21 protein-coding genes are annotated in these 23,338 nt (G+C 71.0%); 11 read left to right on the top strand and 10 right to left on the bottom strand.

What is annotated here, in order from left to right; all coding sequences use genetic code 11:
• Positions 1-16: 16 nt before the first annotated feature.
• Both ACFY16_RS13495 and ACFY16_RS13490 read right to left on the bottom strand, forming a co-directional pair.
• On the bottom strand, positions 17-298 hold the full coding sequence (locus tag ACFY16_RS13495; protein ID WP_355507893.1) for an SH3 domain-containing protein: 282 nt from the start codon (positions 296-298) through the stop codon (positions 17-19).
• A gap of 88 nt (positions 299-386) precedes the next feature.
• Complete coding sequence (locus ACFY16_RS13490; protein WP_390647222.1) at positions 387-698, bottom strand: SH3 domain-containing protein; 312 nt, start codon at positions 696-698, stop codon at positions 387-389.
• A gap of 182 nt (positions 699-880) precedes the next feature.
• On the opposite strand from ACFY16_RS13490, the gene ACFY16_RS13485 reads away from it, so the two are divergent.
• A complete protein-coding gene (locus ACFY16_RS13485) occupies positions 881-2,971 on the top strand; it encodes a serine/threonine-protein kinase (RefSeq protein WP_390647221.1) in 2,091 nt (696 codons plus the stop codon).
• A gap of 47 nt (positions 2,972-3,018) precedes the next feature.
• On the opposite strand, the gene ilvD is transcribed toward ACFY16_RS13485, so the two are convergent.
• From ilvD to ACFY16_RS13465, 4 genes are all read right to left on the bottom strand, one after another.
• Positions 3,019-4,872 carry a dihydroxy-acid dehydratase gene (ilvD, locus tag ACFY16_RS13480; RefSeq protein ID WP_390647220.1) on the bottom strand — a complete coding sequence of 618 codons (1,854 nt, stop codon included), beginning with the start codon at positions 4,870-4,872 and terminating at the stop codon, positions 3,019-3,021.
• A gap of 178 nt (positions 4,873-5,050) precedes the next feature.
• Positions 5,051-5,656 (bottom strand): TetR family transcriptional regulator, encoded by a 606-nt coding sequence (locus ACFY16_RS13475; RefSeq protein ID WP_390647219.1) that lies wholly within the window; start codon positions 5,654-5,656, stop codon positions 5,051-5,053.
• A complete protein-coding gene (locus tag ACFY16_RS13470; RefSeq protein ID WP_390647218.1) occupies positions 5,653-6,477 on the bottom strand; it encodes a sugar phosphate isomerase/epimerase family protein in 825 nt (274 codons plus the stop codon). Before ACFY16_RS13470 ends, ACFY16_RS13475 begins: the two co-directional genes overlap by 4 nt.
• 278 nt (positions 6,478-6,755) lie before the next feature.
• The gene (locus ACFY16_RS13465) at positions 6,756-7,688 is read right to left on the bottom strand and encodes a Ppx/GppA family phosphatase (RefSeq protein WP_390647217.1); all 933 of its coding nucleotides are present in this window, start codon (positions 7,686-7,688) and stop codon (positions 6,756-6,758) included.
• Positions 7,689-7,771: 83 nt separating this feature from the next.
• Between ACFY16_RS13465 and ACFY16_RS13460 the strand changes: the two genes are divergently transcribed.
• Complete coding sequence (locus tag ACFY16_RS13460; RefSeq protein WP_390647216.1) at positions 7,772-8,620, top strand: hypothetical protein; 849 nt, start codon at positions 7,772-7,774, stop codon at positions 8,618-8,620.
• A gap of 53 nt (positions 8,621-8,673) precedes the next feature.
• Here the strand turns inward: ACFY16_RS13460 and ACFY16_RS13455 are convergent, their stop codons facing one another.
• Positions 8,674-10,386, bottom strand: coding sequence for a hypothetical protein (locus ACFY16_RS13455; protein WP_390647215.1), 1,713 nt, complete (start codon positions 10,384-10,386; stop codon positions 8,674-8,676).
• A 264-nt stretch (positions 10,387-10,650) separates the two neighbouring features.
• Between ACFY16_RS13455 and radA the strand changes: the two genes are divergently transcribed.
• On the top strand, positions 10,651-12,060 hold the full coding sequence (gene radA, locus ACFY16_RS13450) for a DNA repair protein RadA (RefSeq protein ID WP_390647214.1): 1,410 nt from the start codon (positions 10,651-10,653) through the stop codon (positions 12,058-12,060).
• A gap of 80 nt (positions 12,061-12,140) precedes the next feature.
• Positions 12,141-13,265, top strand: a complete 1,125-nt coding sequence (disA, locus tag ACFY16_RS13445) for a DNA integrity scanning diadenylate cyclase DisA (RefSeq protein ID WP_390647213.1) — start codon at positions 12,141-12,143, stop codon at positions 13,263-13,265.
• Between the two features lie 124 nt (positions 13,266-13,389).
• Here the strand turns inward: disA and ACFY16_RS13440 are convergent, their stop codons facing one another.
• Entirely contained in the window at positions 13,390-14,211 is an 822-nt protein-coding gene (locus ACFY16_RS13440) for a hypothetical protein (protein WP_390647212.1), read from the bottom strand.
• A 224-nt stretch (positions 14,212-14,435) separates the two neighbouring features.
• On the opposite strand from ACFY16_RS13440, the gene ACFY16_RS13435 reads away from it, so the two are divergent.
• From ACFY16_RS13435 to cseC, 5 genes are all read left to right on the top strand, one after another.
• The gene (locus ACFY16_RS13435; protein ID WP_390647211.1) at positions 14,436-15,374 is read left to right on the top strand and encodes an A/G-specific adenine glycosylase; all 939 of its coding nucleotides are present in this window, start codon (positions 14,436-14,438) and stop codon (positions 15,372-15,374) included.
• Between the two features lie 279 nt (positions 15,375-15,653).
• On the top strand, positions 15,654-16,193 hold the full coding sequence (locus tag ACFY16_RS13430; RefSeq protein ID WP_390647210.1) for a SigE family RNA polymerase sigma factor: 540 nt from the start codon (positions 15,654-15,656) through the stop codon (positions 16,191-16,193).
• Positions 16,181-16,834 carry a hypothetical protein gene (locus ACFY16_RS13425; RefSeq protein WP_390647209.1) on the top strand — a complete coding sequence of 218 codons (654 nt, stop codon included), beginning with the start codon at positions 16,181-16,183 and terminating at the stop codon, positions 16,832-16,834. The genes ACFY16_RS13430 and ACFY16_RS13425 overlap by 13 nt, the downstream gene beginning before the upstream one ends.
• A 49-nt stretch (positions 16,835-16,883) precedes the next feature.
• Positions 16,884-17,588 carry a two-component system response regulator CseB gene (gene cseB / locus ACFY16_RS13420; protein WP_390647208.1) on the top strand — a complete coding sequence of 235 codons (705 nt, stop codon included), beginning with the start codon at positions 16,884-16,886 and terminating at the stop codon, positions 17,586-17,588.
• An 11-nt stretch (positions 17,589-17,599) separates the two neighbouring features.
• Positions 17,600-18,952 (top strand): two-component system sensor histidine kinase CseC, encoded by a 1,353-nt coding sequence (gene cseC / locus ACFY16_RS13415; protein ID WP_390647207.1) that lies wholly within the window; start codon positions 17,600-17,602, stop codon positions 18,950-18,952.
• Positions 18,953-19,111: 159 nt separating this feature from the next.
• Here the strand turns inward: cseC and ACFY16_RS13410 are convergent, their stop codons facing one another.
• Positions 19,112-20,701: an MDR family MFS transporter gene (locus tag ACFY16_RS13410; protein ID WP_390647206.1), complete on the bottom strand. Its 1,590-nt coding sequence runs from the start codon at positions 20,699-20,701 to the stop codon at positions 19,112-19,114.
• Positions 20,702-20,823: 122 nt separating this feature from the next.
• On the opposite strand from ACFY16_RS13410, the gene ACFY16_RS13405 reads away from it, so the two are divergent.
• Complete coding sequence (locus tag ACFY16_RS13405) at positions 20,824-21,411, top strand: TetR/AcrR family transcriptional regulator (protein WP_390647205.1); 588 nt, start codon at positions 20,824-20,826, stop codon at positions 21,409-21,411.
• A 10-nt stretch (positions 21,412-21,421) separates the two neighbouring features.
• On the opposite strand, the gene ACFY16_RS13400 is transcribed toward ACFY16_RS13405, so the two are convergent.
• The gene (locus ACFY16_RS13400) at positions 21,422-22,006 is read right to left on the bottom strand and encodes a M23 family metallopeptidase (protein ID WP_390647204.1); all 585 of its coding nucleotides are present in this window, start codon (positions 22,004-22,006) and stop codon (positions 21,422-21,424) included.
• A gap of 684 nt (positions 22,007-22,690) precedes the next feature.
• Here ACFY16_RS13400 and ACFY16_RS13395 point away from each other — a divergent pair.
• Positions 22,691-23,314 carry an HAD family acid phosphatase gene (locus ACFY16_RS13395; protein ID WP_390647203.1) on the top strand — a complete coding sequence of 208 codons (624 nt, stop codon included), beginning with the start codon at positions 22,691-22,693 and terminating at the stop codon, positions 23,312-23,314.
• The last annotated feature ends 24 nt before the right edge of the window (positions 23,315-23,338 follow it).

The raw sequence follows: 23,338 nt of genomic DNA, 5'->3' as shown, positions 1-23,338 counted from the left end.
GGGCTCCTGGGTGGGATCAGGCGCAGCGGGAGGCGATATAGCCGTCGCTGCCTGTGTTGACGTAGGCGTCCGAGACGAACTCGCCGTTGCTGATGTTGTCCCAGATGTTCGTCGTGCCGTACGTGCCCGTCACGGTCGTGCCCGGCATCTGGCAGTAGATGACGACCTTGGACGACGCAGGCAGTGTGCGGATGAGGTTGTAGCTCGTGCCGGGCCCGCTGCGAACGTTGAGGCGGACAGCGGCAGTCGTGTAGGTGCGCAGATCAGCGCTGGCCACAGTGGCGGAACCCACCACCATGAGGAGGGCTCCGGCGGCGGTACCCGCCACAAGAACGGATCTGCGTCTCCGGGATGTCATCGGTACCCCCTGGTTAGTAGTGGCGGGCTCAGGAGCAGCGCGGTCGGATGTAGCCGTCGCTGCCCGTGTGCACATATGCGTCCGAGACGTACTGGCTGTCGTCGATGTTGTCCCAGATGTTGGTGGTGCCGTACGGACCCGCGACCGACGTTCCCGGCGTCTGGCAGAAGATCGGGACCTTGGACCCCTCGGCCAGGACACGGACGACGGTGTAGCTGGTGCCGGGACCGCTGCGGACGTTGAGACGCACGCCCGGTGCGATCGAGTAGTACGTCAGCCCCGTGGTGACGGCCTCCGCCTCGGCTGCGCCCTCTACCTCTTCGACGCGGTCAACAGACATGAAAATCCTCCCCCGTTGCACCCCATGACTGCCATGGGGTCCCGTTGAATCCCCTGAATCACGCCACGAAACACATGTACGTAACTCGCACACGGAGGCTAGCAAGCCGCCTCTGTCTCGTACGAGTCATCGACTAGGCTCCGTGCGTCGCGCGCGCGGACGAACAGCACGGGGGTGGTTCCATGGCGCCGCAGCAGAAAACCGGAGCGGGCGCGGAAGCCGAACTTCCTGAGTACGCCGGTCACTACCGTCTTGAGTCATGTCTGGGCTCCGGCGGGATGGGCATCGTCCACCTGGCCCGCAGCGCCTCCGGGATGAAGCTCGCGGTGAAGGTCGTGCACGCCCAGTTCGCCAAGGATCCCGAGTTCAGGGGGCGGTTCCGGCAGGAGGTGGCCGCCGCGCGGCGGGTGAGCGGGGCCTTCACCGCGTCCGTCGTCGACGCCGATCCGGAGGCCGAACGGCCATGGATGGCCACCCTGTTCATTCCTGGGCCGACCCTCTCCGACCACGTGAAGCGGAACGGGTCCATGGAGCCGGCTCAGTTGCGCCGGCTGATGGCCGGGCTGGCTGAGGCGCTGCGTGACATCCATCGGGTCGGCGTGGTGCACCGGGATCTGAAGCCGAGCAACGTGCTCCTCGCCGAGGACGGGCCGAAGGTCATCGACTTCGGCATTTCCCGGCCAAAGGACAGCGAACTGCGCACCGAGACCGGGAAGTTGATCGGAACGCCGCCGTTCATGGCGCCGGAGCAGTTCCGGCGGCCGCGGGAGGTGGGGCCCGCCGCCGACGTCTTCGCGCTCGGATCCGTGATGGTGCACGCGGCGACGGGGCGCGGGCCGTTCGACTCCGACAGTCCGTACGTCGTCGCCTACCAGGTCGTGCACGACGAGCCCGACCTCACCGGCGTACCGAAGAGTCTCGCGCCGCTCGTGCTGCGCTGTCTCGCCAAGGAGCCCGAGGACCGGCCCACGCCGGACGAGCTCATGCGGGAGCTGCGGTCGGTGGCGGCCTCGTACGACACGCAGGCCTTCATACCTGCGCAGCGGACAGGTGGCGTGCCCAAGCCGGAGCACCACGTCGAAGAGCCGGCACGACGCCCCACCAGACGCGTGGGCAGGCCGGCGGCTCTCGGGGCCGGGGCGCTCGGCCTCGCCGTGATCGGCGCGCTGGTCTCGGTCCATCTTCTCGACGGAGGAAGCGGAACGCCGGAAAACGCCACCTCCCGAACCGCGTCCGCCGGGTTCAGCGCGTGGGGGTCGACGCCCGTGTCCAAGACGAGCACACCCCAATGTTCCTACGGTGCGGGGAAGTTGCTCTGCGCGCAGCCGGGCGTGGTCTTCGCCCTCGATCCGTCCGACGGACACCTGTTGTGGCGGCATACCGTCGCCAGGACGCGCAGGAGCGGACCGCCGGTGGTGTCGGGTGGTCTCGTGCAGCCTGCGCTGGACGAGGGCCGGCTCCTGGAGGCGCTCGATCCCGCCTCGGGGCGGGCGTCCTGGCAGCGGAACCTGCCCGCGCACAGCGGGCTGGAGCGAGCCGGAGGCATGCTCCTGGTCACCGGCGCCGACGGGACGGTGACCGGCGTGGACAGCGCTTCGGGCGACACGAAGTGGAACCGCCGGATTCCGGGCCAGAGCATGCCCTACTTCTCCACGTTCACCGGTGACCCACTGGCGTACGCGGCGACCCCGTCCGACGACGAGACGAGCACGCGGGTCACCGCGGTGGATCCGGACACGGGTGACGTGCGGTGGGAGGCCCAGCTGAAGGGCTCGCTGGAGGTCGTCGGCGCGGAGGACGGGGCTGTCTCCTTCCTCTCCGCCGAAGCGGTGTACCGGAACACGAAGGCGGTGGTCCGCTACACCCCTGCCACCGGCGCGTCGCGGCGGGTGGCGCTCACCGTCCCGCTCGAACAGGCCCACGCCACCGTGCGCGGAAACCTCGTCTACCTCATGGGTACCGGCGGATCGCTGGTGGCCGTCGACATGGCCGCGCGGCGGCAGCTATGGAGCCTGGAGACGGGCGTGCTCCGCGGCTCCGCGCCGGTCTCCGACGGTCGGCACGTGTACGTCACCGCCCCCGACGGCCGCCTCCTCGCAGTCGACGCCCGCACCGGCAGGCTCCTCGGCCAGACACCCCCGCGGCTGGGTACGACCTCCGGTCAGGTCGTCGCCGGGCTTCCCCAGCCGGTCATCGACAACCACCGCGTCTACGCCACCGCCCCCGACGGCACCGTCTTCGCCGTGGACGGCCGGCAGCCTTCGGCCTGGTGACATGCGGAAGGGGCCGTCCCCGAAGGGACGGCCCCTTCCGCACAGCGTCAGCCGAGCTTGCTCACGTCACGCACGGCGCCCTTGTCCGCGCTGGTCGCCATCGCCGCGTACGCCCGCAGCGCCGCCGACACCTTCCGCTCCCGGTTCTTCGGCGCGTAGACCCCGCCGAGCGCCTGCTCGCGCCGGGCCAGCTCCGCGTCGTCGACGAGCAGGTCGATCGTGCGGTTCGGGATGTCGATGCGGATGCGGTCGCCGTCCTCGACGAGGGCGATCGTGCCGCCGGACGCGGCCTCCGGGGAGGCGTGGCCGATGGACAGACCGGAGGTGCCGCCGGAGAAGCGGCCGTCCGTGATCAGGGCGCAGGTCTTGCCCAGGCCGCGGCCCTTGAGGAAGGAGGTCGGGTAGAGCATCTCCTGCATGCCGGGGCCGCCCTTGGGGCCCTCGTAGCGGATGACGACGACGTCTCCGTCCGTCACCTGCTTGTTGAGGATCTTCTCGACGGCCTCTTCCTGGGACTCGCAGACCACCGCGGGGCCCTCGAAGGTCCAGATCGACTCGTCGACGCCGGCCGTCTTCACGACGCAGCCGTCGACCGCGAGGTTGCCCTTGAGGACCGCCAGGCCGCCGTCCTTGGAGTACGCGTGCTCGGCGGAGCGGATGCAGCCGCCCTCGGCGTCCTCGTCGAGGGCCTCCCAGCGCTCGGACTGGGAGAAGGCCTCGGCGGAGCGGACGCAGCCGGGGGCCGCGTGCCACAGTTCCACCGCCTCGGCGGACGGGGAGCCGCCGCGCACGTCCCACGTCTTCAGCCAGTCGGCCAGGGACGGGCTGTGCACGGAGTACACGTCCTCGTTGAGCAGGCCCGCGCGGTGCAGCTCACCCAGCAGCGCCGGGATACCGCCCGCACGGTGCACGTCCTCCATGTAGTACGTGCGGTCCTTGGCGACGTTCGGGGCGACCTTCGCCAGGCAGGGCACGCGGCGGGAGACCTCGTTGATCTCCTCCAGGCCGAAGGGGACGCCCGCTTCCTGGGCGGCGGCCAGCAGGTGCAGGATCGTGTTGGTCGAGCCACCCATCGCGATGTCCAGTGCCATGGCGTTCTGGAAGGCGGCGAAGTTGGCGACGGCGCGGGGCAGGACCGTCTCGTCGTCCTGCTCGTAGTAGCGGCGGGTGATGTCCATGACCGTGCGGGCCGCGTTCTCGTACAGCGCCTTGCGGGCCGTGTGGGTGGCCAGGACCGAGCCGTTGCCGGGGAGGGAGAGGCCGATCGCCTCGGTCAGGCAGTTCATCGAGTTGGCGGTGAACATGCCGGAACAGCTGCCGCAGGTCGGACAGGCGTTCTCCTCGATACGGAGGATGTCCTCGTCCGAGATCTTGTCGTTCACGGCGTCGGAGATCGCGTCGACCAGGTCGAGCGTGCGGACCGTGCCGTCGACGAGGGTCGCGCGGCCGGACTCCATCGGGCCGCCGGAGACGAAGACCGTGGGGATGTTCAGCCGCAGGGCCGCCATCAGCATGCCCGGCGTGATCTTGTCGCAGTTGGAGATGCAGATCAGGGCGTCGGCGCAGTGCGCCTCGACCATGTACTCCACGCTGTCCGCGATCAGGTCGCGGGACGGGAGGGAGTACAGCATGCCGCCGTGGCCCATCGCGATGCCGTCGTCGACGGCGATCGTGTTGAACTCGCGCGGGATGCCGCCGGCCTCCTTGATGGCCTCACTGACGATCCGGCCGACCGGCTGGAGGTGGGTGTGGCCCGGGACGAACTCCGTGAAGCTGTTGGCGACGGCGATGATCGGCTTGCGGCCGATGTCCGCACCGGGTACACCGGAGGCGCGCATAAGGGCGCGGGCGCCCGCCATGTTGCGACCGTGGGTGACTGTGCGGGACCTCAGCTCGGGCATCGTCGCTCGCTCCTTCAGAGACTGCGATCAGAGACTTCTGACTGCTAACGAGCGTACGCCGGTCATCCAGGGGTCGGGACAGGGTGTCCGGAATGCGGGACACATGTCTCACTCGACAGGGGGTTTCGGGGGCGGTCCCACCGCGGGCGCCGGGGCCGGTCCCGCCGCGCGCCAGGTGTCAGGGGCCGGTGAGATGCCCCTGCACCACCGGCGCCACCCGCGCGATGATCTGCTCCAGGTCCGCCGACGCCAGCGGCTCCACCTTGATCACGTACCGCAGCATCGCGCAGCCCACGAGCTGGGCGGCCGCGAGTTCGGCGCGCAGTTCCGCGTCCGGCAGGTCGAGCTGGGACGCGATGCGGCGCAGCAGCTGGGAGGCGACCAGCCGGCGGAAGACGGCGGCCGCGGTGTCGTTGTTGACCGCGGAACGGACGATCGCCAGCAGGGGCTTACGGGTGGTGGGGTTCTCCCAGATGCCGAAGATGAAGCGGGCGAGGCGTTCGCCGACCTCGTCCGGCGGGGCGTCCGCCACCGCCGTCGGCGCGTTCAGCGCGGGCGCGAAGGCGACCTCGATCGCCGCCTCGAAGACCTGCTCCTTGGTGCCGTAGTAGTGGTGCACCAGCGCCGAGTCCACGCCCGCGGCCTTGGCGATGCCGCGCACGGACGTCTTCTCGTAGCCGCGCTCGGAGAACTCCTCGCGGGCGGCGGCCAGGATGCGTTCGCGGGTGCCGACGGACTCCGTACGAGGGGGCCGGCCGCGCTTGCGGGCGGTCGCGCCGGTCATGGCCGGGGCACCTTCGCCGCCGATGCCAGGTGCAGGCGCGTGAAGGCCAGCGCCTCCGCCAGGTCGGCCTCGCGCTCGGCGCTGGACATGGCCCGGCGGGTGTTGACCTCGATGACCACGTGCCCGTCGAAGCCGGTCCGGGCGAGACGCTCCAGCAGCTCGGCGCAGGGCTGGCTGCCGCGGCCCGGGACGAGGTGCTCGTCCTTGCCGGAGCCGCTGCCGTCGGCCAGGTGGACATGGCCGAGACGGTCGCCCATGCGGTCGATCATCTGGACCGCGTCGGTGCGGGCGGTGGCGGTGTGGCTGAGGTCGATCGTGAAGTGGCGGTAGTCGTCCTTCGTGACGTCCCAGTCGGGGGCGTACGCCAGCATCTCGCGGTCGCGGTAGCGCCACGGGTACATGTTCTCGACGGCGAACCGCACATCCGTCTCGTTCGCCATCCGCCAGATCCCGGCGACGAAGTCACGCGCGTACTGCCGCTGCCAGCGGAACGGCGGATGGACGACGACGGTGCTCGCGCCGAGCTTCTCGGCGGCCGCGCGGGCACGCTGGAGCTTGGTCCAGGGGTCGGTGGACCACACCCGCTGGGTGATGAGCAGGCACGGGGCGTGCACGGCGAGGATCGGGACCTGATGGTGGTCGCTGAGCCGGCGCAGTGCCTCGATGTCCTGGCTGACCGGGTCGTTCCAGACCATGACCTCGACACCGTCGTAGCCGAGGCGCGCGGCGATCTCGAAGGCCGTAGCCGTCGACTCCGGATAGACGGAAGCCGTCGACAGGGCGACCTTCGCATCCGGGACGCGCACGACTGGTTCTGCCACGAGGGACAGCGTACGGGGCCGTGCTTCGCGCCGGGGAGCGGGTTACCGCGCGGCCGCGGCGACCGGGCACGCGTTCAAGCGCGCGGGCGCGGCGCACGGTGGCGGGGGTTCAAGGCGTCGTGCCGATCCCATGGGGGCCAGCCTGCGCGCAGGAACACGCCCTCCCGCAGCGCTTCGGCGACGGAGGGCGGAGCGGCATGCCGATCCCATGGGGGCCAGTCGCCCGTGTGCGCAGGATCACGCCCTCCCACAGCGCTTCGGCGGCGTGGGGCGGAGCGTCACGCCGATCCCATGTGGTCCAGTCTGCGCAGGATCACGCCCTCGCGCAGGGCCCACGGGCAGACCTCCAGGGACTCGACGCCGAACAGGTCCATCGCGCCCTCGGCGACCAGCGCGCCCGCCAGCAGCTGGCCGGCGCGGCCCTCGGAGACGCCGGGCAGCTCCGCGCGCTGCGCGGTCGTCATCCCGGCGAGCCGGGGCACCCAGGCCTCCAGGGACTCCCGCTTGAGCTCGCGCTGGGCGTAGAGGCCCTCGGCGGAGCGGGCGGCACCCGCGATGCGGGCCAGCTGCTTGAAGGTCTTGGACGTGGCGACGACGTGGTCGGGGGCGCCGAGGCGGCTGAACTCCCCCACCGTGCGGGCGATCTGGGCCCGGACATGGCGGCGCAGCGCCCTTATCGCCTCGGGGTCGGGCGGGTCGCCGGGCAGCCAGCCGGCGGTGAGGCGGCCCGCGCCGAGGGGCAGCGAGACGGCCGCGTCGGGCTCCTCGTCCATGCCGTAGGCGATCTCCAGGGAGCCGCCGCCGATGTCCAGGACCAGCAGTCTTCCCGCCGACCAGCCGTACCAGCGGCGGGCGGCGAGGAAGGTGAGGCGGGCCTCCTCCGCCCCCGTGAGGACCTGCAACTCGACACCGGTCTCGGCCTGCACGCGCGCGAGGACGTCGTCGGCGTTGCTGGCCTCACGCACGGCGGAGGTCGCGAACGGCAGCAGGTCCTCGACACCCTTGTCCTCGGCGGCCTGGAGCGCCCCCTGGATCACGGAGATCAGTTTGTCGACCCCGTCGGGACCGACCGCTCCGTCCCCGTCGAGGAGTTGGGCAAGGCGCAGTTCCGCCTTGTGCGAGTGCGCGGGCAGCGGGTGTGCGCCGGGGTGCGCGTCCACCACCAGCAGATGCACCGTGTTCGATCCCACGTCGAGGACACCGAGTCTCATACAGGGAACGCTACTGCCAGGGGCGCTGTGCTCAGGCTCCGGAGCGGTCCCGGAAGAGGGCTCGGGCGACTTACTCTGGACGGGTGCCAAAGACGAAAAAGGCGAAGGACGAAAAGTCGGCCAAATCCGCCAAGGGTTCTTCGCAGGCGAAGGCGCCCCGGTCGGACAAGGCCCCGACGGTGAGCGACGAGAAGGGGCTCGACTTCGCGCGCGCGTGGGTGGAGTTCCCTGATCCGGCAGACGACGAGCAGGTCTTCCGGTGCGATCTGACATGGCTGACCTCTCGCTGGAACTGCATCTTCGGCAGCGGCTGCCAGGGCATCCAGGCCGGCCGCGCGGACGACGGCTGCTGCACTCTGGGCGCCCACTTCTCCGACGAGGACGACGAGAAACGGGTCGCCGGGCACGTGGCGCGGCTCACCCCGGAGATCTGGCAGAACCACGACGTGGGCACCAAGACCGGCTGGATCTCGGAGGACGACGAGGGCTCCCGCCAGACCCGCCCCTACCAGGGCTCGTGCATCTTCCAGAACCGGCCCGGCTTCGCCGGCGGCGCGGGCTGCTCGCTGCACATCCTCGCCCTCAAGGAGGGCCGCGAGCCGCTGGAGACGAAGCCCGACGTGTGCTGGCAGCTGCCGGTACGGCGGACGTACGACTGGATCGACCGGCCCGACGACACGCGTGTGCTCCAGGTGTCGATCGGTGAGTACGACCGCCGGGGCTGGGGCCCGGGCGGCCACGACCTGCACTGGTGGTGCACGTCGGCGACCTCGGCGCACGGCGCGGGCGACCCGGTGTACGTCACCTACCGGCCCGAGCTGATCGAGCTGATGGGCAAGGCCGGCTACGACCGTCTGGTCGAGCTGTGCGAGGAGCGGCTGGCCTCGCAGCTGCCGTTGCTGGCGCCGCATCCGGCGGATCCGGTGGCCTGAGGGCCACACAGCCTGCGCCCCTTACGCCCCTTTCACCTCCTGCGCCCCCGCGCCTACGAGGTGGACGGGCTCGGGTCGGCCCCGTTGTCGGGCGAGGGCGTCGAGTCTCCCGGGTCGGACGAGGCCGGGCCCGTGGGCGTGGGGTCCGGGTCGGAGGGCGGAGGCGGGGGCGGATCGCTCGGCGTCGGGTCGGAGGGGGCCGAGGTCGTAGGGGTCGGGTCCGGGCCGGACGGGACGGGCGGGTCGCTGGGGCTGTGCGGGCCGGAGGGGGCGGTGCCGTAGCCGTCGATCGAGACGACGGCGCCGGCCGGTGCGATCGCCACGCGCGCGCTCCAGTGGCCGGACGGCTCGCGCAGATGGTCCACGTACGCCTTGATCGTCAACGAATCGCCGGGCGCCAGCGTTCCCGACGACTGGCTGAGGTAGAGCCACCCCGCTCCGGTCGTGGCCGACCAGCGGACCGCTGACTCGCCGGTCGCGGTGAGGGTGATCAGCGTGGTGTCGCCGCTGCCGCCCGCCGTCACGTCCAGGTGGCCCGCGCCCTTGCGGCCGGCCCCGGTGACGCTGACGACCTCCACGGAGACGTCCCGGTTGTTGCCCCTGCCGACGCGGGCGCCGGGTCTGGTGCCGGCGTTGCCCGCGTTCTCGTAGTCGTCCGCCACCTCGCCTTCGAGGCTGCCGGGGCCCTGCGCCTCGGTCGCGCTCGCGCTCGTGGAACGGCCGTCGGACCCCTCGCCCGTGGGCGTGCCCCGGTAGGCGGCCCACAGCGCGAGCACGGGGGCGGCGATGACGGTGGCGACGACGGTCGTGGTGACGGCACGCGCGCGGAGCCGGTCCCGGCGGGCCGTGCGGTCCTTGGGTTCCATCGGGAAGCCGCGCCGGTCGAAGCGCGGCACGGCGGCGCCCCGCGCGCGTGGGAGGTTCGCCATCGCCGTGTACAGGGCCGCGCGGGGAGCCTCCAGGACGGGCAGCTCGGCGGGCGTGATCATGATGCCGGGCCAGCGGCCGGGAACGGCGCGCTCGGCGGAGCGACGGCAGCGCGGACAGTCGTCGACGTGCCGGACCAGCTCGCGGCGCAGCGTCGCGCTGAGGACGAGCTGCTGGTCGCCGGTGAGGTGGGCGACGCTGGGGCAGCCGCCGGTCTCCACGACGGCGAGGGCCGCGCGGGTGCGCTCGACCTCGCAGGCGGCGGAGGCGAGCAGATCACGGGCCGAGGCGAGGTCCAGGCCGAGGACGGCGGCGACCTCGTGGGCGGCGAGGTGATGGCGCACGGCGAGTTCGAGCGCCTCTCGCTGTTCGGGGGTGGTACCGGCGGCCTCCGGCCAGGCCAGCAGGGCGAGTTCGCGCCGCCGCTGCTCCTGGACCTCGTCGGAGACGGGCTGGGCGGCGGGTTGCGGGGGGCGCTGCCGGGGGCCGTGGCGGCCCGCCGCGTGCGTGCCCAGACGTTTCTGCTTGGCCTCGGCCAGCTTGCGCAGGCACGACCAGCGGGCCAGCGCGTACAGCCAGGCCCTGCGGTCCCCGGCGGCCTGCGGGGCGCGCTGGCCGCGCCGCTCGGCGAGCGCGAGGACGTCGCCCAGGGTGGCGGTCGCCGTGTCGTGGTCGCAGAGCACGGACAGGCAGTACGTGAAGAGGCCGTCCAGGTAGGGCTCGTAACGCGCGGGCGGCCGCTGCTCCAGCGTGTGCGCCGCAGCGCGGGCGCTCGCCTCCGGGTGCGCCCGGTGTGCGCCGGTGGTGCGGGTCGAGGTGTCCGGACTGCTGCTCATCACCCGTGCGACCGTAGGCGGCGTGAGCAGGTCCTTTCCGTCCCCTTGAGCACTTTTAATCCGTACGGGTGAAACGATCCCTCATAAGGGGACCGGAAGGCGTCGCGCCATGGCTCGTTCGTGACGGGACGTGGCTGGTTCCGGGCGGTGCGCGGTTGGGGGGGCGGGCCGACGCGGGGCGAGTACGGGGCTGGTGCGGGGCGAGTACGGGCTTGGTGCGGGGTGGGCGTGGCCGCGTTGTCAGTGCCTCCGGCTACGGTTTCGTCCATGGCTGCCCGTACGAAGACCACCAAGGACCGCCCGTCCTTCCGCTGCACGGAGTGCGGCTGGCAGACGGCCAAGTGGCTCGGCCGCTGCGCCGAGTGCCAGGCATGGGGGACGGTCGAGGAGTACGGCGCACCCGCGGTCCGTACGACGGCACCGGGCCGCGTCACCACCTCCGCCGTGCCCATCGGGCAGGTCGACAGCCGCCAGGCCACCGCCCGGACCACCGGGGTGCCCGAGCTGGACCGCGTCCTCGGCGGCGGGCTCGTACCCGGCGCGGTCGTGCTCCTCGCGGGCGAGCCCGGCGTCGGCAAGTCGACCCTCCTCCTCGACGTCGCGGCGAAGTCGGCGAGCGACGAGCACCGCACGCTCTACGTCACGGGTGAGGAGTCGGCCAGCCAGGTCCGGCTGCGCGCCGACCGCATCAAGGCCATCGACGATCACCTGTATCTCGCCGCCGAGACCGACCTGGCGGCCGTGCTGGGCCACCTGGACGCGGTGAAGCCGTCGCTGCTGATCCTCGACTCCGTGCAGACGGTGGCGTCCCCGGAGATCGACGGTGCGCCCGGCGGTATGGCCCAGGTGCGGGAGGTGGCGGGGGCCCTGATCCGGGCCTCCAAGGAGCGTGGGATGTCCACCCTCCTGGTGGGCCACGTCACCAAGGACGGGGCGATCGCGGGCCCGCGCCTGCTGGAGCACCTGGTGGACGTCGTGCTCCACTTCGAGGGCGACCGGCACGCGCGCCTGCGCCTGGTCCGGGGCGTCAAGAACCGCTACGGCGCCACGGACGAGGTCGGCTGCTTCGAACTGCACGACGAGGGCATCACGGGCCTTACCGACCCGAGCGGACTTTTCCTGACCCGTCGTGACGAACCGGTCCCCGGCACCTGCCTGACAGTCACCCTGGAGGGCCGCCGCCCGCTGGTGGCCGAAGTGCAGGCGCTCACTGTCGACTCGCAGATCCCCTCACCGCGCCGTACGACCTCCGGCCTGGAGACCTCCCGCGTCTCGATGATGCTCGCGGTGCTGGAGCAGCGGGGCCGGATCAGCGCCCTCGGCAAGCGGGACATCTACTCCGCGACGGTGGGCGGAGTGAAGCTCTCGGAGCCGGCCGCGGACCTGGCCATCGCGCTCGCGCTCGCGTCGGCCGCGAGCGACACCCCGCTGCCCAAGAACCTCGTCGCGATCGGCGAAGTGGGCCTCGCGGGCGAGGTCAGACGCGTCACGGGCGTCCAGCGCCGGCTCGCCGAGGCCCACCGCCTGGGCTTCACGCACGCGCTCGTGCCGGGCGACCCCGGCAAGATCCCTGCCGGCATGAAGGTCCTGGAAGTCGCCGACATAGGGGACGCGCTGCGGGTCCTGCCGCGCTCGCGTCGCCGAGAGGCCCCACGGGAGGACGAGGACCGCCGGTAGACTTTGCCCTGGTCTCGCCCGTCCGTACGAAAAGAGTGCGCGAAACGGGGCGCCCCAGAACCTGCGACCGGAGGAGTGCAGTGGCAGCCAACGACCGGGTAGCAGCTCCCGGAAAGTCCGGTGGGAGTTCCGGTGCCGATGGTCTGATGCGCGCCTCGCTGAGCGCCGTGGCGCCCGGTACGGGCCTGCGCGACGGCCTCGAGCGGGTTCTGCGCGGCAACACCGGCGGACTCATCGTGCTCGGCTCCGACAAGACCGTGGAGTCGATGTGTACGGGCGGATTCGTCCTGGATGTCGAGTTCACGGCCACGCGCCTGCGCGAGCTGTGCAAGCTGGACGGCGGCATCGTCCTGTCGTCGGACCTGTCGAAGATCCTGCGCGCGGGTGTACAGCTCCTGCCCGACCCCACGATCCCCACGGAGGAGACGGGTACCCGGCACCGCACGGCGGACCGGGTCTCCAAGCAGGTCGGCTTCCCGGTGGTCTCGGTCTCCCAGTCGATGCGCCTGATCGCCCTCTACGTCGACGGTCAGCGCCGCGTCCTCGAGGACTCGGCGGCGATCCTGTCCCGCGCCAATCAGGCGCTGGCGACCCTGGAGCGCTACAAGCTCCGCCTCGACGAGGTCGCGGGAACGTTGTCGGCGCTGGAGATCGAGGACCTGGTCACCGTCCGGGACGTCTCGGCGGTCTCCCAGCGTCTGGAGATGGTGCGCCGCATCGCCACCGAAATCGCTGAATACGTGGTCGAACTGGGCACCGACGGCCGCCTCCTCGCCCTCCAGCTGGACGAGTTGATCGCGGGCGTGGAGCCCGAGCGTGAACTGGTCGTCCGGGACTACGTCCCCGAGCCCACGGCCAAGCGTTCCCGCACGGTCGACGAGGCGCTCGCCGAGCTCGACGCCCTCAGCCACGCGGAGCTCCTCGAACTGTCCACGGTGGCACGGGCGCTGGGCTACACCGGCTCCCCCGAGGCCCTCGACTCGGCGGTGTCCCCCCGTGGTTTCCGCCTGCTGGCCAAGGTCCCGCGCCTGCCGGGCGCGATCATCGACCGCCTGGTGGAACATTTCGGCGGCCTCCAGAAGCTGCTCGCGGCCAGCGTGGACGACCTCCAGACGGTCGACGGCGTCGGCGAGGCGAGGGCACGCAGCGTCCGTGAGGGGCTGTCGCGGCTGGCGGAGTCGTCGATCCTGGAGCGGTACGTCTGAGGCACCTCAGGCACTGAGGCACGTCAGCTGCCGAGGCGCCGCAGACACTGCAGGCGCTGCAGTGCAGCGGGCTCTGCGGGCTCTGCAGGCACTCGGACGCCGCAGGCGCCGCGCCGCGCAGACCCTAGTCCGCCGACAGTACGAACGACGTCTGCGCCTTCGCGAACCCCGGCGCCTTCGCCTCCACCAGATACGTGCCCGCGCCGGCCGACCCCGCCGGGGGCGTAGCGCACTCGGGAGCGCTCGGCTTGCGGTCCCACTTCACGGTGTACGCGGCGCTGCTGCCCGCCGGCACCCGGTACAGCAGGCCCCCGGAGACCTTGGGGCAGTCGTCCGACGACCAGTAGGCGTCACCGCTCCCGGTCTGAGTGATCGTCAACACCGCGCTCTTCGGACCGAGATCGACCTTGCAGTCACTGCCGGACGAGTTCTTAGCGGTCAGCCGGAACGTGGGCGTCTCATCGGGCGAGTAGGAGTTCTGGACGCTGCTCAACGTCAAGGTGACCACGCCGGCCGTGCAGTTGGGCAGCGTGGAACCGGCCGGCAGCGTGCCCGTGCCGCCGCCACCGGCGGAACCGCCGTCGGAATCGTCGTCCGAGCCGCTGCCGGACCCCGACGGGTCGGCACTGCTCGTACCGGTGGACGCACCGGAGTCGCCCGAGCCCGAACCCGAACCGGACCCGCCGGAGTCCCCGCCCGTCGACTCGTCGCGCCCGCCCGGGGCTTGACTGATGGCGGGCCCGGAGCCGGACGGCCCGGGCGTGATCGAGGAGGCGGGATTCTTGCCGTCGGCCCCGCCGGCACCGGTGTTGCCGCCCCCGCCGCCCGAACTGACGATCCACGCGATCAGCAGCGCCAACAGGGCGACCACAGACAGCAGTACGGCCCTCCGTCGCCAGTAGATGGTGGAGGGAAGCGGCCCGACCGGATTGCGCAGAGATCCCACGGCGCAAACTGTACGAGAGATCCCCGCGTTCGCTTGACCCACCCGCCGCCGGTACGCAACTTTTCCGGATCATCATTCCGGAAGCGGCACTTCCGGGTGCGGTTTCGGCGGCGGCCGACCCGGTGAGCGGTCGCCGGCAAGGGAGTGCTCCGATAATCGGACACCATCCGCATCGGGCCAGCCTCGAACCACGCCCGGTCGACCCGTGGCAGGATCGGAATGCCATGACTGCGCCCACGAAACCCCCGCACACCGTCCCGGCCCCCGGCTCCCCCGGCGACTCCCCCGGCGGAGAGCACCTGCACGCCCCCGTCATCACCTGGTTCGACGAACACGCCCGCGACCTCCCCTGGCGGCGCCCGGAGGCCGGCCCCTGGGGCGTGATGGTGAGCGAGTTCATGCTCCAGCAGACCCCGGTGAACCGCGTCCTGCCGGTCTACGAGCAGTGGATGGCCCGCTGGCCCCGCCCCGCCGACCTCGCCGAGGACGCCCCCGGCGAGGCCGTGCGCGCCTGGGGCCGGCTCGGCTACCCGCGCCGCGCCCTGCGGCTGCACGGCGCCGCTGTCGCCATAACGGAGCGGCACGGCGGCGACGTACCGTCCGACCACGCCCAGCTCCTCGCCCTGCCCGGCATCGGCGAGTACACGGCCGCGGCCGTGGCGTCGTTCGCGTACGGCCGACGGCACGCGGTGCTGGACACCAACGTCCGCCGGGTCTTCGCGCGCGCGGTCACCGGCGTCCAGTACCCGCCGAACGCCACCACCGCCGCCGAACGCAAGCTGGCCCGCGCCCTGCTGCCCGAGGAGGAGCGCACCGCCGCGCGGTGGGCCGCCGCCTCCATGGAGCTCGGCGCACTGGTGTGCACGGCGAAGAACGAGACCTGCCACCGCTGCCCGATCGCCACGCAGTGCGCCTGGCGGCTCGCGGGCAAGCCGGAGCACGAGGGCCCGCCGCGCCGCGGCCAGACATACGCGGGCACGGACCGTCAGGTCCGCGGCAAGCTGCTCGCCGTACTCAGGGAGGCCCACGCGCCGGTCCCGCAGGCCGCGCTCGACCGGGTGTGGCACGAGCCGGTACAGCGCGCCCGGGCCCTGGACGGGCTCGTGGCGGACGGTCTGGTGGAGCCGCTGCCGGGCGGCCGGTACCGGCTGCCACTGACCTGACGCACAGTCACATCACAGAGGGCGGGGCTTCTTCACAGCCGATCCTTGGGAGACGCCTCGCCCGCACAGAGCCCAAATCGCCCTATATCAGGACCAGTCACCCCGTCGCCTTACCCCGAACCTACTTCCGTTACACAACCGACGGACAGCCGAGCGCTTCCCGCAGGCTGCTTCGGACAGCCCCGTGACAACACCTCCGTAGCTTCATTTCTGTGCCCGGCAGGACCACGGGGACGACGGCGCGGGCCGGAGAAAAACGGGGAACGGAGGCGGTCGATCATGGCGCAGGGCGAGGTGCTCGAATTCGAGGAGTACGTCCGCACCAGGCAGGACGCGCTGCTGCGCAGCGCGCGTCGGCTGGTCCCGGATCCGGTCGATGCCCAGGATCTCCTGCAGACGGCGCTGGCACGGACGTACGGCCGCTGGGAGGGCATAGCGGACAAGCGGCTGGCGGACGCCTACCTGCGGCGGGTCATGATCAACACGAGGACCGAGTGGTGGCGGGCGCGGAAGCTCGAAGAGGTGCCCACCGAGCAGCTGCCGGACGCCTCCGTCGACGACTCCACCGAGCAGCACGCGGACCGTGCCCTGCTGATGGACGCCATGAAGGTGCTCGCCCCGAAGCAGCGCAGTGTCGTCGTGCTGCGACACTGGGAGCAGATGTCCACGGAGGAAACGGCCGCGGCCCTGGGCATGTCGGCCGGAACGGTCAAGAGCACGCTGCACCGGGCGCTCGCCCGGCTCCGCGAGGAGCTGGAGAGCCGCGATCTGGACGCACGCGCGCTGGAGCGTGAGGAGCAGGAGCGTTGCGCGGCCTGACCGGCGCCGGGCCCACAGCGGCCCGCGGGACCTTCCCGGCGGTGATCACGGCGATGGTCGTGCTCGCCGCCCTCGGGTTTTTCGCCGCCGCGTGCGCCACCGGCGGCACCGGCGCCCGTGACGAGGGTCCGGCCCACGCTGACGCCGTGGCGGGCGCCGCCTCCCCCATGCTCTCGCCCTCCGCCACCCCGGACCGGGTGGACGCGGTCGAACTCGTCAAGGAGGACCCGAAGGTCTCCGCGGAGGTCAAGCGGCAGCTGAAGCCGTGCGTCGGAAACGAGTACCCGGTGGACGTGTCGTACGGCGACCTGACCGGAGGATCGGCCAGCGACGTCGTCGTCAACGTGCTCACCTGCGGTGACGCTGTCGGAGTGGGCTCGTACGTGTACCGCGAGCACGGCGGCCGGTACACCAACGTCTTCAAGGCCGAGGAGCCTCCGGTCTACGCGGAGATAGACCGCGGCGACCTGGTGGTGACCAAGCAGGTGTATGAGAAGAGCGACGCGGTGACGAATCCGTCCGGCGAGAACGTGATCACCTACCGCTGGGCCTCGGACCGGTTCACCGAGGAGTACCGCACCCACAGCGAGTACGGCAACGCCGTGGGCGGCGAGCCCACAGCCGTGCCCGAGAGCAACTGAACCCACCCCCCTCACGCAGAGACACCCCAGAAGGACTGAGAACACCGGGATGGCAGACCACACCCACGTCCTGTTCGTCGAGGACGACGACGTCATCCGCGAGGCCACCCAGCTCGCCCTGGAGCGGGACGGCTTCGCGGTCACCGCCATGCCCGACGGTCTGTCGGGCCTGGAGGCGTTCCGGGCGAACCGCCCCGACATCGCGCTGCTGGACGTCATGGTGCCCGGGCTGGACGGCGTCAGCCTGTGCCGGCGCATCCGCGACGAGTCCACGGTTCCGGTGATCATGCTGTCGGCGCGCGCGGACTCCATCGACGTCGTACTGGGCCTGGAGGCGGGCGCCGACGACTATGTGACCAAGCCGTTCGACGGTGCCGTCCTGGTGGCCCGCATCCGTGCGGTGCTGCGCCGCTTCGGGCACGCCGGCGGTGCCGACCGCGCGGACGAGGCTGCCTCCGCCGCCACCGGCGGGGTCCTGACCTTCGGCGAACTGGAGATCGACACGGAGGGCATGGAGGTACGCCGCGCCGGGCAGCCGGTGGGCCTGACCCCGACCGAGATGCGGCTGCTCCTGGAGTTCTCCTCCGCGCCGGGCACGGTGCTCTCGCGCGACAAGCTCCTGGAGCGCGTGTGGGACTACGGCTGGGGCGGGGACACCCGCGTGGTCGACGTCCATGTGCAGCGACTGCGCACGAAGATCGGCCAGGACCGGATCGAGACGGTCCGCGGTTTCGGCTACAAGTTGAAGGCCTGAGCGGGGCGGCCATGCGGGGGATCATCGGACGCCTGCTCCCGGTCGACGTGGAGCGCTCGGGCATACGTACGGGTCTGCGGTGGAAGCTCAGCGCGGCCATCGCGCTGGTCGGCGCGCTGGTGGCGATCGCGCTCAGCCTGGTCGTGCACAACGCCGCCCGGGTCTCGATGCTGGACAACGCGCGCGACCTCGCGGACGAGCGCGTACAGATCGCCCAGCACAACTACGAGGTGTCGGGGCGGCCGAACTTCCCCAAAGTGGTGATCGACGACCCGGGGCTGCCGTCGGAACTGCGGGAGAAGGTCGCCGAGGGACGCCGGGCGACGTTCGTGTCCGACCGCGCGGGCGGGGTGCCGGACATCTGGGCGGCCGTGCCGGTCAAGGACGGGCATGTGCTGTCGCTGCACGCCGGGTTCACCGACCGCAGCACGGACATCCTCAAGGACCTCGACCAGGCCCTGGTGATCGGCTCCATCGCGGTGGTCCTCGGCGGCAGCGCGCTCGGTGTGCTCATCGGCGGCCAGCTCTCGCGCCGGCTGCGCAAGGCGGCCGCCGCGGCGAACCAGGTCGCCAAGGGCGAGACCGACGTACGGGTACGGGACGCCATCGGCGGTGTCGTACGGGACGAGACGGACGACCTCGCGCGCGCGGTGGACGCGATGGCGGACGCGCTCCAGCAACGCCTGGAGGCGGAGCGCCGGGTCACCGCCGACATCGCGCACGAGCTGCGCACCCCGGTGACCGGGCTGCTCACGGCCGCCGAGCTGCTGCCGCCGGGCCGCCCGACGGAACTCGTGCTGGACCGGGCGAAGGCGATGCGCACGCTCGTCGAGGACGTCCTGGAGGTGGCCCGGCTGGACGGCGCCTCCGAGCGGGCCGAGTTGCAGGACATCGTCCTGGGCGAGTTCGTGACCCGGCGGGTGGCGGCGAAGGACCCCGATGTCGAGGTGCGCGTGGTGCACGAGTCGGAGGTCACCACCGACCCGCGGCGCCTCGAACGCGTGCTGTTCAACCTGCTGGCCAACGCCGCCCGACACGGCAGACCGCCGATCCAGGTCAGCGTCGAGGGCCGGGTCATCCGGGTCCGCGACCACGGCCCCGGCTTCCCCGAGGCCCTGCTCGCCGAGGGACCCAGCCGCTTCCGCACCGGCAGCAGCGACCGCTCGGGGCGCGGCCACGGCCTCGGTCTGACGATCGCGGCGGGCCAGGCCCGGGTGCTCGGCGCCCGTCTGACCTTCCGCAACGTCCGCCCGGCCGGAGCGCCGGAGCACATCCCGGCAGAGGGCGCGGTCGCCGTGCTGTGGCTGCCGGAGCACGCGCCGACGAGCACGGGGAGCTATCCGATGCTGCCTTCGGGGAAGTAGCGCCGGCCCACTTCGGCAGAGGTTCGGTTCAGCAGGGGCTCGCTTCTGACCCGGTCGGCCACCAGGTGAACCGTCGAGCACCGGACAACCCGTCGCCCCCGGGCAGGGCGAAGGCCCCCGGGGCGGACACCAGCCGGGGGCCTTCAGCTCGTCAACAGGTCAGACGGACTCGGCCAGCGGAGGCTGAGCCGCCTGGGCCGCCTCGTCCCCCTTCGGCCCCGCCCCCTTGAGCGGAACCTCCTTCACGAACACCGACGCCACCATCACGACCAGGGCCACCGCCGCCCCCAGCACGAACGCCGAGTGCGTACCGGCCGACACCGCCTGCTGGTACGCCTCCCGCGCCGCCTCGGGCAGCTTCGCCAGGCTCGCGGCGTCCAGCTGCGCGGACTGCTCGGTGATCTTCGCGCCCAGCGCGCCGGCCTTCTCGGCCATGACGTCCTGGACGCGGTTGTTGAACAGCGCGCCCATGATCGCGACGCCGAACGAAGAGCCGAGCGTCCGGAACAGGGTGGTGGAGGAGGACGCGACGCCCATGTCCTTCATCTGCACGCTGTTCTGCGCCACCAGCATGGTGATCTGCATCAGGCAGCCCATGCCGAGGCCGAGGACGGCCATGAAGACACCGGACATGAAGCGGCTGGTGTCCGTGTCCATCGTCGACAGCAGGTAGAGACCGCCCACCATCAGCACACCGCCGACGACCGGGAAGATCTTGTAGCGGCCGGTGTTGGTGGTGACCCGCCCGGCGACCATCGACGTCACGAGCATCGCGCCCAGCATGGGCAGGAGCAGCAGACCGGAGTTGGTCGCGGACGCGCCCTGCACCGCCTGCTGGTACAGCGGCAGGAAGAGCGTGGCGCCGAACATGGCGAAACCGGTGACGAAGCCGATGATCGACATCAGGGTGAAGTTGCGGCTGCGGAAGATGTGCAGCGGCACGATCGGCTCGGCGGCCCTGGTCTGCCAGAACAAGAACCCGACCAGCGCGGCGACGCCGATCCCGATGAGTTCCATGATCCGCGCGGACGTCCAGGCGTACTCCGTACCACCCCAGGTGGTGACGAGGACGATGGACGTGATGCCGATCGTCAGCAGCGCGGCGCCCAGGTAGTCGATGCGCGTCTTGGCCCGCTTCTTCGGCAGGTGCAGTACCGCACTGATCGCGACGAGCGCGACCACGCCGAGCGGCAGGTTGATGTAGAAGGACCAGCGCCAGCCCCAGTTGTCGGTGATGGTGCCACCGACCAGCGGTCCGCCGATCATCGCCAGCGCCATGATGCCGGCCATCATGCCCTGGTACTTGCCGCGCTCACGCGGCGGAATGAGGTCGCCGATGATCGCCATGACGCCGACCATCAGACCGCCGGCCCCGAGCCCCTGAACGGCCCGGAACCCGATCAGTTCGCCCATGTTCTGGGCCATGCCGCTCAGCGCGGAGCCGATCAGGAAGATCACGATCGACGACATGAAGGAGCCCTTGCGGCCGTACATGTCGCCGAGCTTGCCCCAGATCGGGGTGGCGGCCGCGGTGGCGAGGGTGTACGCCGTCACGACCCAGGAGAGGTGTTCCAGTCCACCCAGGTCGCCCACGATCGTCGGCATGGCCGTGCCCACGATCATGTTGTCGAGCATCGCCAGCATCATCGTGATCATCAGCGCGAGCAGGACCACCCGCACGCTCTTCGGCTGTTTCTCGCCGTCCCTGGCCCCTGTGTCGACCGCGTCGACCGTCTGTATGTCCGCCATCGTTCCCACTCCCCCAGGCCGGGCCACTTACTTGCCGACCGGCTAGTTGACTACACTGGGAAAATAGACCCGCAACTAGCCGGTCGTCAAGTAAGTTTCCTGGGAGCGCAAGGAGTACGAGGATGGGCGTCACCATGGACGGCACCAAGCAGCAGCGCCGCGGCAACACCCGCCAGCGCATCCAGGACGTCGCGCTCGAACTCTTCGCCGAGCAGGGCTACGAGAAGACCTCGCTGCGCGAGATCGCCGAGCGTCTCGACGTCACGAAGGCCGCCCTCTACTACCACTTCAAGACCAAGGAACAGATCCTGGTCAGCATCTTCGAGGACCTGACGAGGCCCATGGAGGAGCTCGTCGAGTGGGGCAAGGGGCAGCCGCACACGCTGGAGACCAAGCAGGAGATCATACGGCGCTACCACCAGGCCCTCATCGACGCGTCACCACTGTTCCGCTTCATGCAGGAGAACCAGGCGACGATACGGGAACTGCGCATCGGCGACACGTTCAAGGACCGCATGCGCGGCCTGCGCGACATCATCATCGACCCGGACGCCCCCCTGGTCGACCAGGTGCGCTGCGTCAGCGCCCTGTTCACGCTGCACGCCGGCATGTTCGTCCTGCAGGACCTCGAAGGCGACCCCGAGGACAAGCGCAAGGCCGTCCTCGAGGTCGCCGTCGATCAGGTGACGCGAGCCCACCAGGGCTCGTGACCGGAGCCGGTCAGACCTTCACGCCGTGGCTGCGCAGGAAGGAGACCGGGTTGACCGCCGAGCCGTAGTTCGGGGTCGTGCGGATCTCGAAGTGCAGGTGCGGGCCGCTGGAGTTGCCGGTGTTGCCGGACTGGGCTATGTGCTGGCCGGTCTTGACGACCTGACCGATCTTCACGTCGATGCGCGACAGGTGGGCGTACTGCGAGTAGGTCCCGTTGCCGTGCTTGATGACGATGGCGTTGCCGTACGCCGGACCGTCGCCGGCGCCGTTGCCACCCGCCTTGACGACCGTTCCGCCGTGCGCGGCGACGACGTTGGTGCCGACCGGCACGGCGAAGTCCTGGCCGCTGTGCTTGTGCGCCCACATGCCGCCGGCCTGGTTGAAGGTCGCGCTGAGCGTGTACTTCGCCACCGGGTGGACCCAGGAGGCGGACGTGGCTGCGGTCTTGGCGGCAGCCGGGGCGGCGGCCGGCGTGGCGGCGGACGCGACCCCGGCTCCCAGCGCGACCGACACTCCCAGACCGGCGGCCAGCACTGCGGCACGGGTGCGGAGCAGGGACGTACGGGAAGAACGGGACATGGCGCGCTGAGACATCGAAACCTCATGGGTACGGGGACAGATGAGCCACCCGGCGTACGGGAGTTCGCCGGACCAGCCACACCTTGGTAACCCGGCGCCCCATGAACACTCAAATGTGTGATCTACGACGGAAGCTAGTAATTAGCCCCGAAACTTCGCACTTCTTGACACAACGCCCATTCGACACCGAAGCGCCCTGGCCTCGGGGAACACTGGGGCGATTCCAGGCCTAAAGTCCCTTTTGCAACCATTTGGGACCCCACTATCTCGGGTAGTAACGGACAAATCGCCTGTGCGGCATGTCACCGGCCGCCGGGATCCGAGGACCTGCGAATGTGACGGGGGCTACTCCGACGCGACCGGTGTACGGAGCTCGGGGACGTGCCCGGAACCGCCCGCCATGGGCGCCGAATTGACGTGAGCGCCGTCACGCACAGGCTCTTCACTCAACCGGTCCGGCGGGCCCTCGGGCCGCGAACGCGCGAGGCGGGCGTCGCCAGGATGGCGATCGCTCACGACACCGGTCCCCCATTCCCTGGCGCCACGGCTGCGCCCGAACTCGCCAAGTCGCACAGCGGGTTGTGACGTACGTCTCTGTACGCCTACCGTCCAGTAACCCTACGGTTCCCCTCGCGCCACCCTCACGCACGATCATGCCCACGACACCGGCAGCGTACGGATGTGAGAGGACCCCCACCGATGAACAGACGAGGCCCCTGGGCTCGCCGTATCTCCGCAACCGCCCTCTCGGCGGCCGCCCTTGTCGCGATGGCCGCCCCCGCCGAGGCCGCGACGTCCACGAGCACCGCCTCGACCGCCGCCGCCGCCGAGGTCGACTACGCGACCTGGCAGCAGGACTGCCGGTCCGTGATGGACCAGGCACTGCCCTATCTGAAGCAGCGCATCGCCGCCACCGAGCCGGGCGAGAAGCAGGCGATCGTCTTCGACATCGACAACACCACGCTGGAGACCGACTTCGGCTTCAGCTACCCGCAGCCCGCCAACAAGCCGGTCCTGGCAGTCGCCGAGTACGCCCAGGAGCACGGCGTCTCCCTCTTCTTCGTCACCGCCCGCCCGGGCGTCATCTACCTGCCCACCGAGTACAACCTCGAGCACGACGGCTACGACGTCTCCGGTCTCTACACCCGCGGCCTGGTCGACCTCTTCAAGGACGTCGCCGCCTACAAGACCGCCCAGCGCGTCGACATCGAGTCGAAGGGCTACACGATCATCGCGAACATCGGCAACAGCGCCACCGATCTGTCGGGCGGCCACGCCGAGAAGACGTACAAGCTGCCGGACTACGACGGACAGCTGTCGTAGTCGGCGACGGGGAACCGTCGGTCG

The organism is Streptomyces sp. NPDC001315 (assembly GCF_042896175.1).
GTDB lineage: Bacteria > Actinomycetota > Actinomycetes > Streptomycetales > Streptomycetaceae > Streptomyces.
This window is presented reverse-complemented; position numbering and strand designations above follow the sequence as displayed.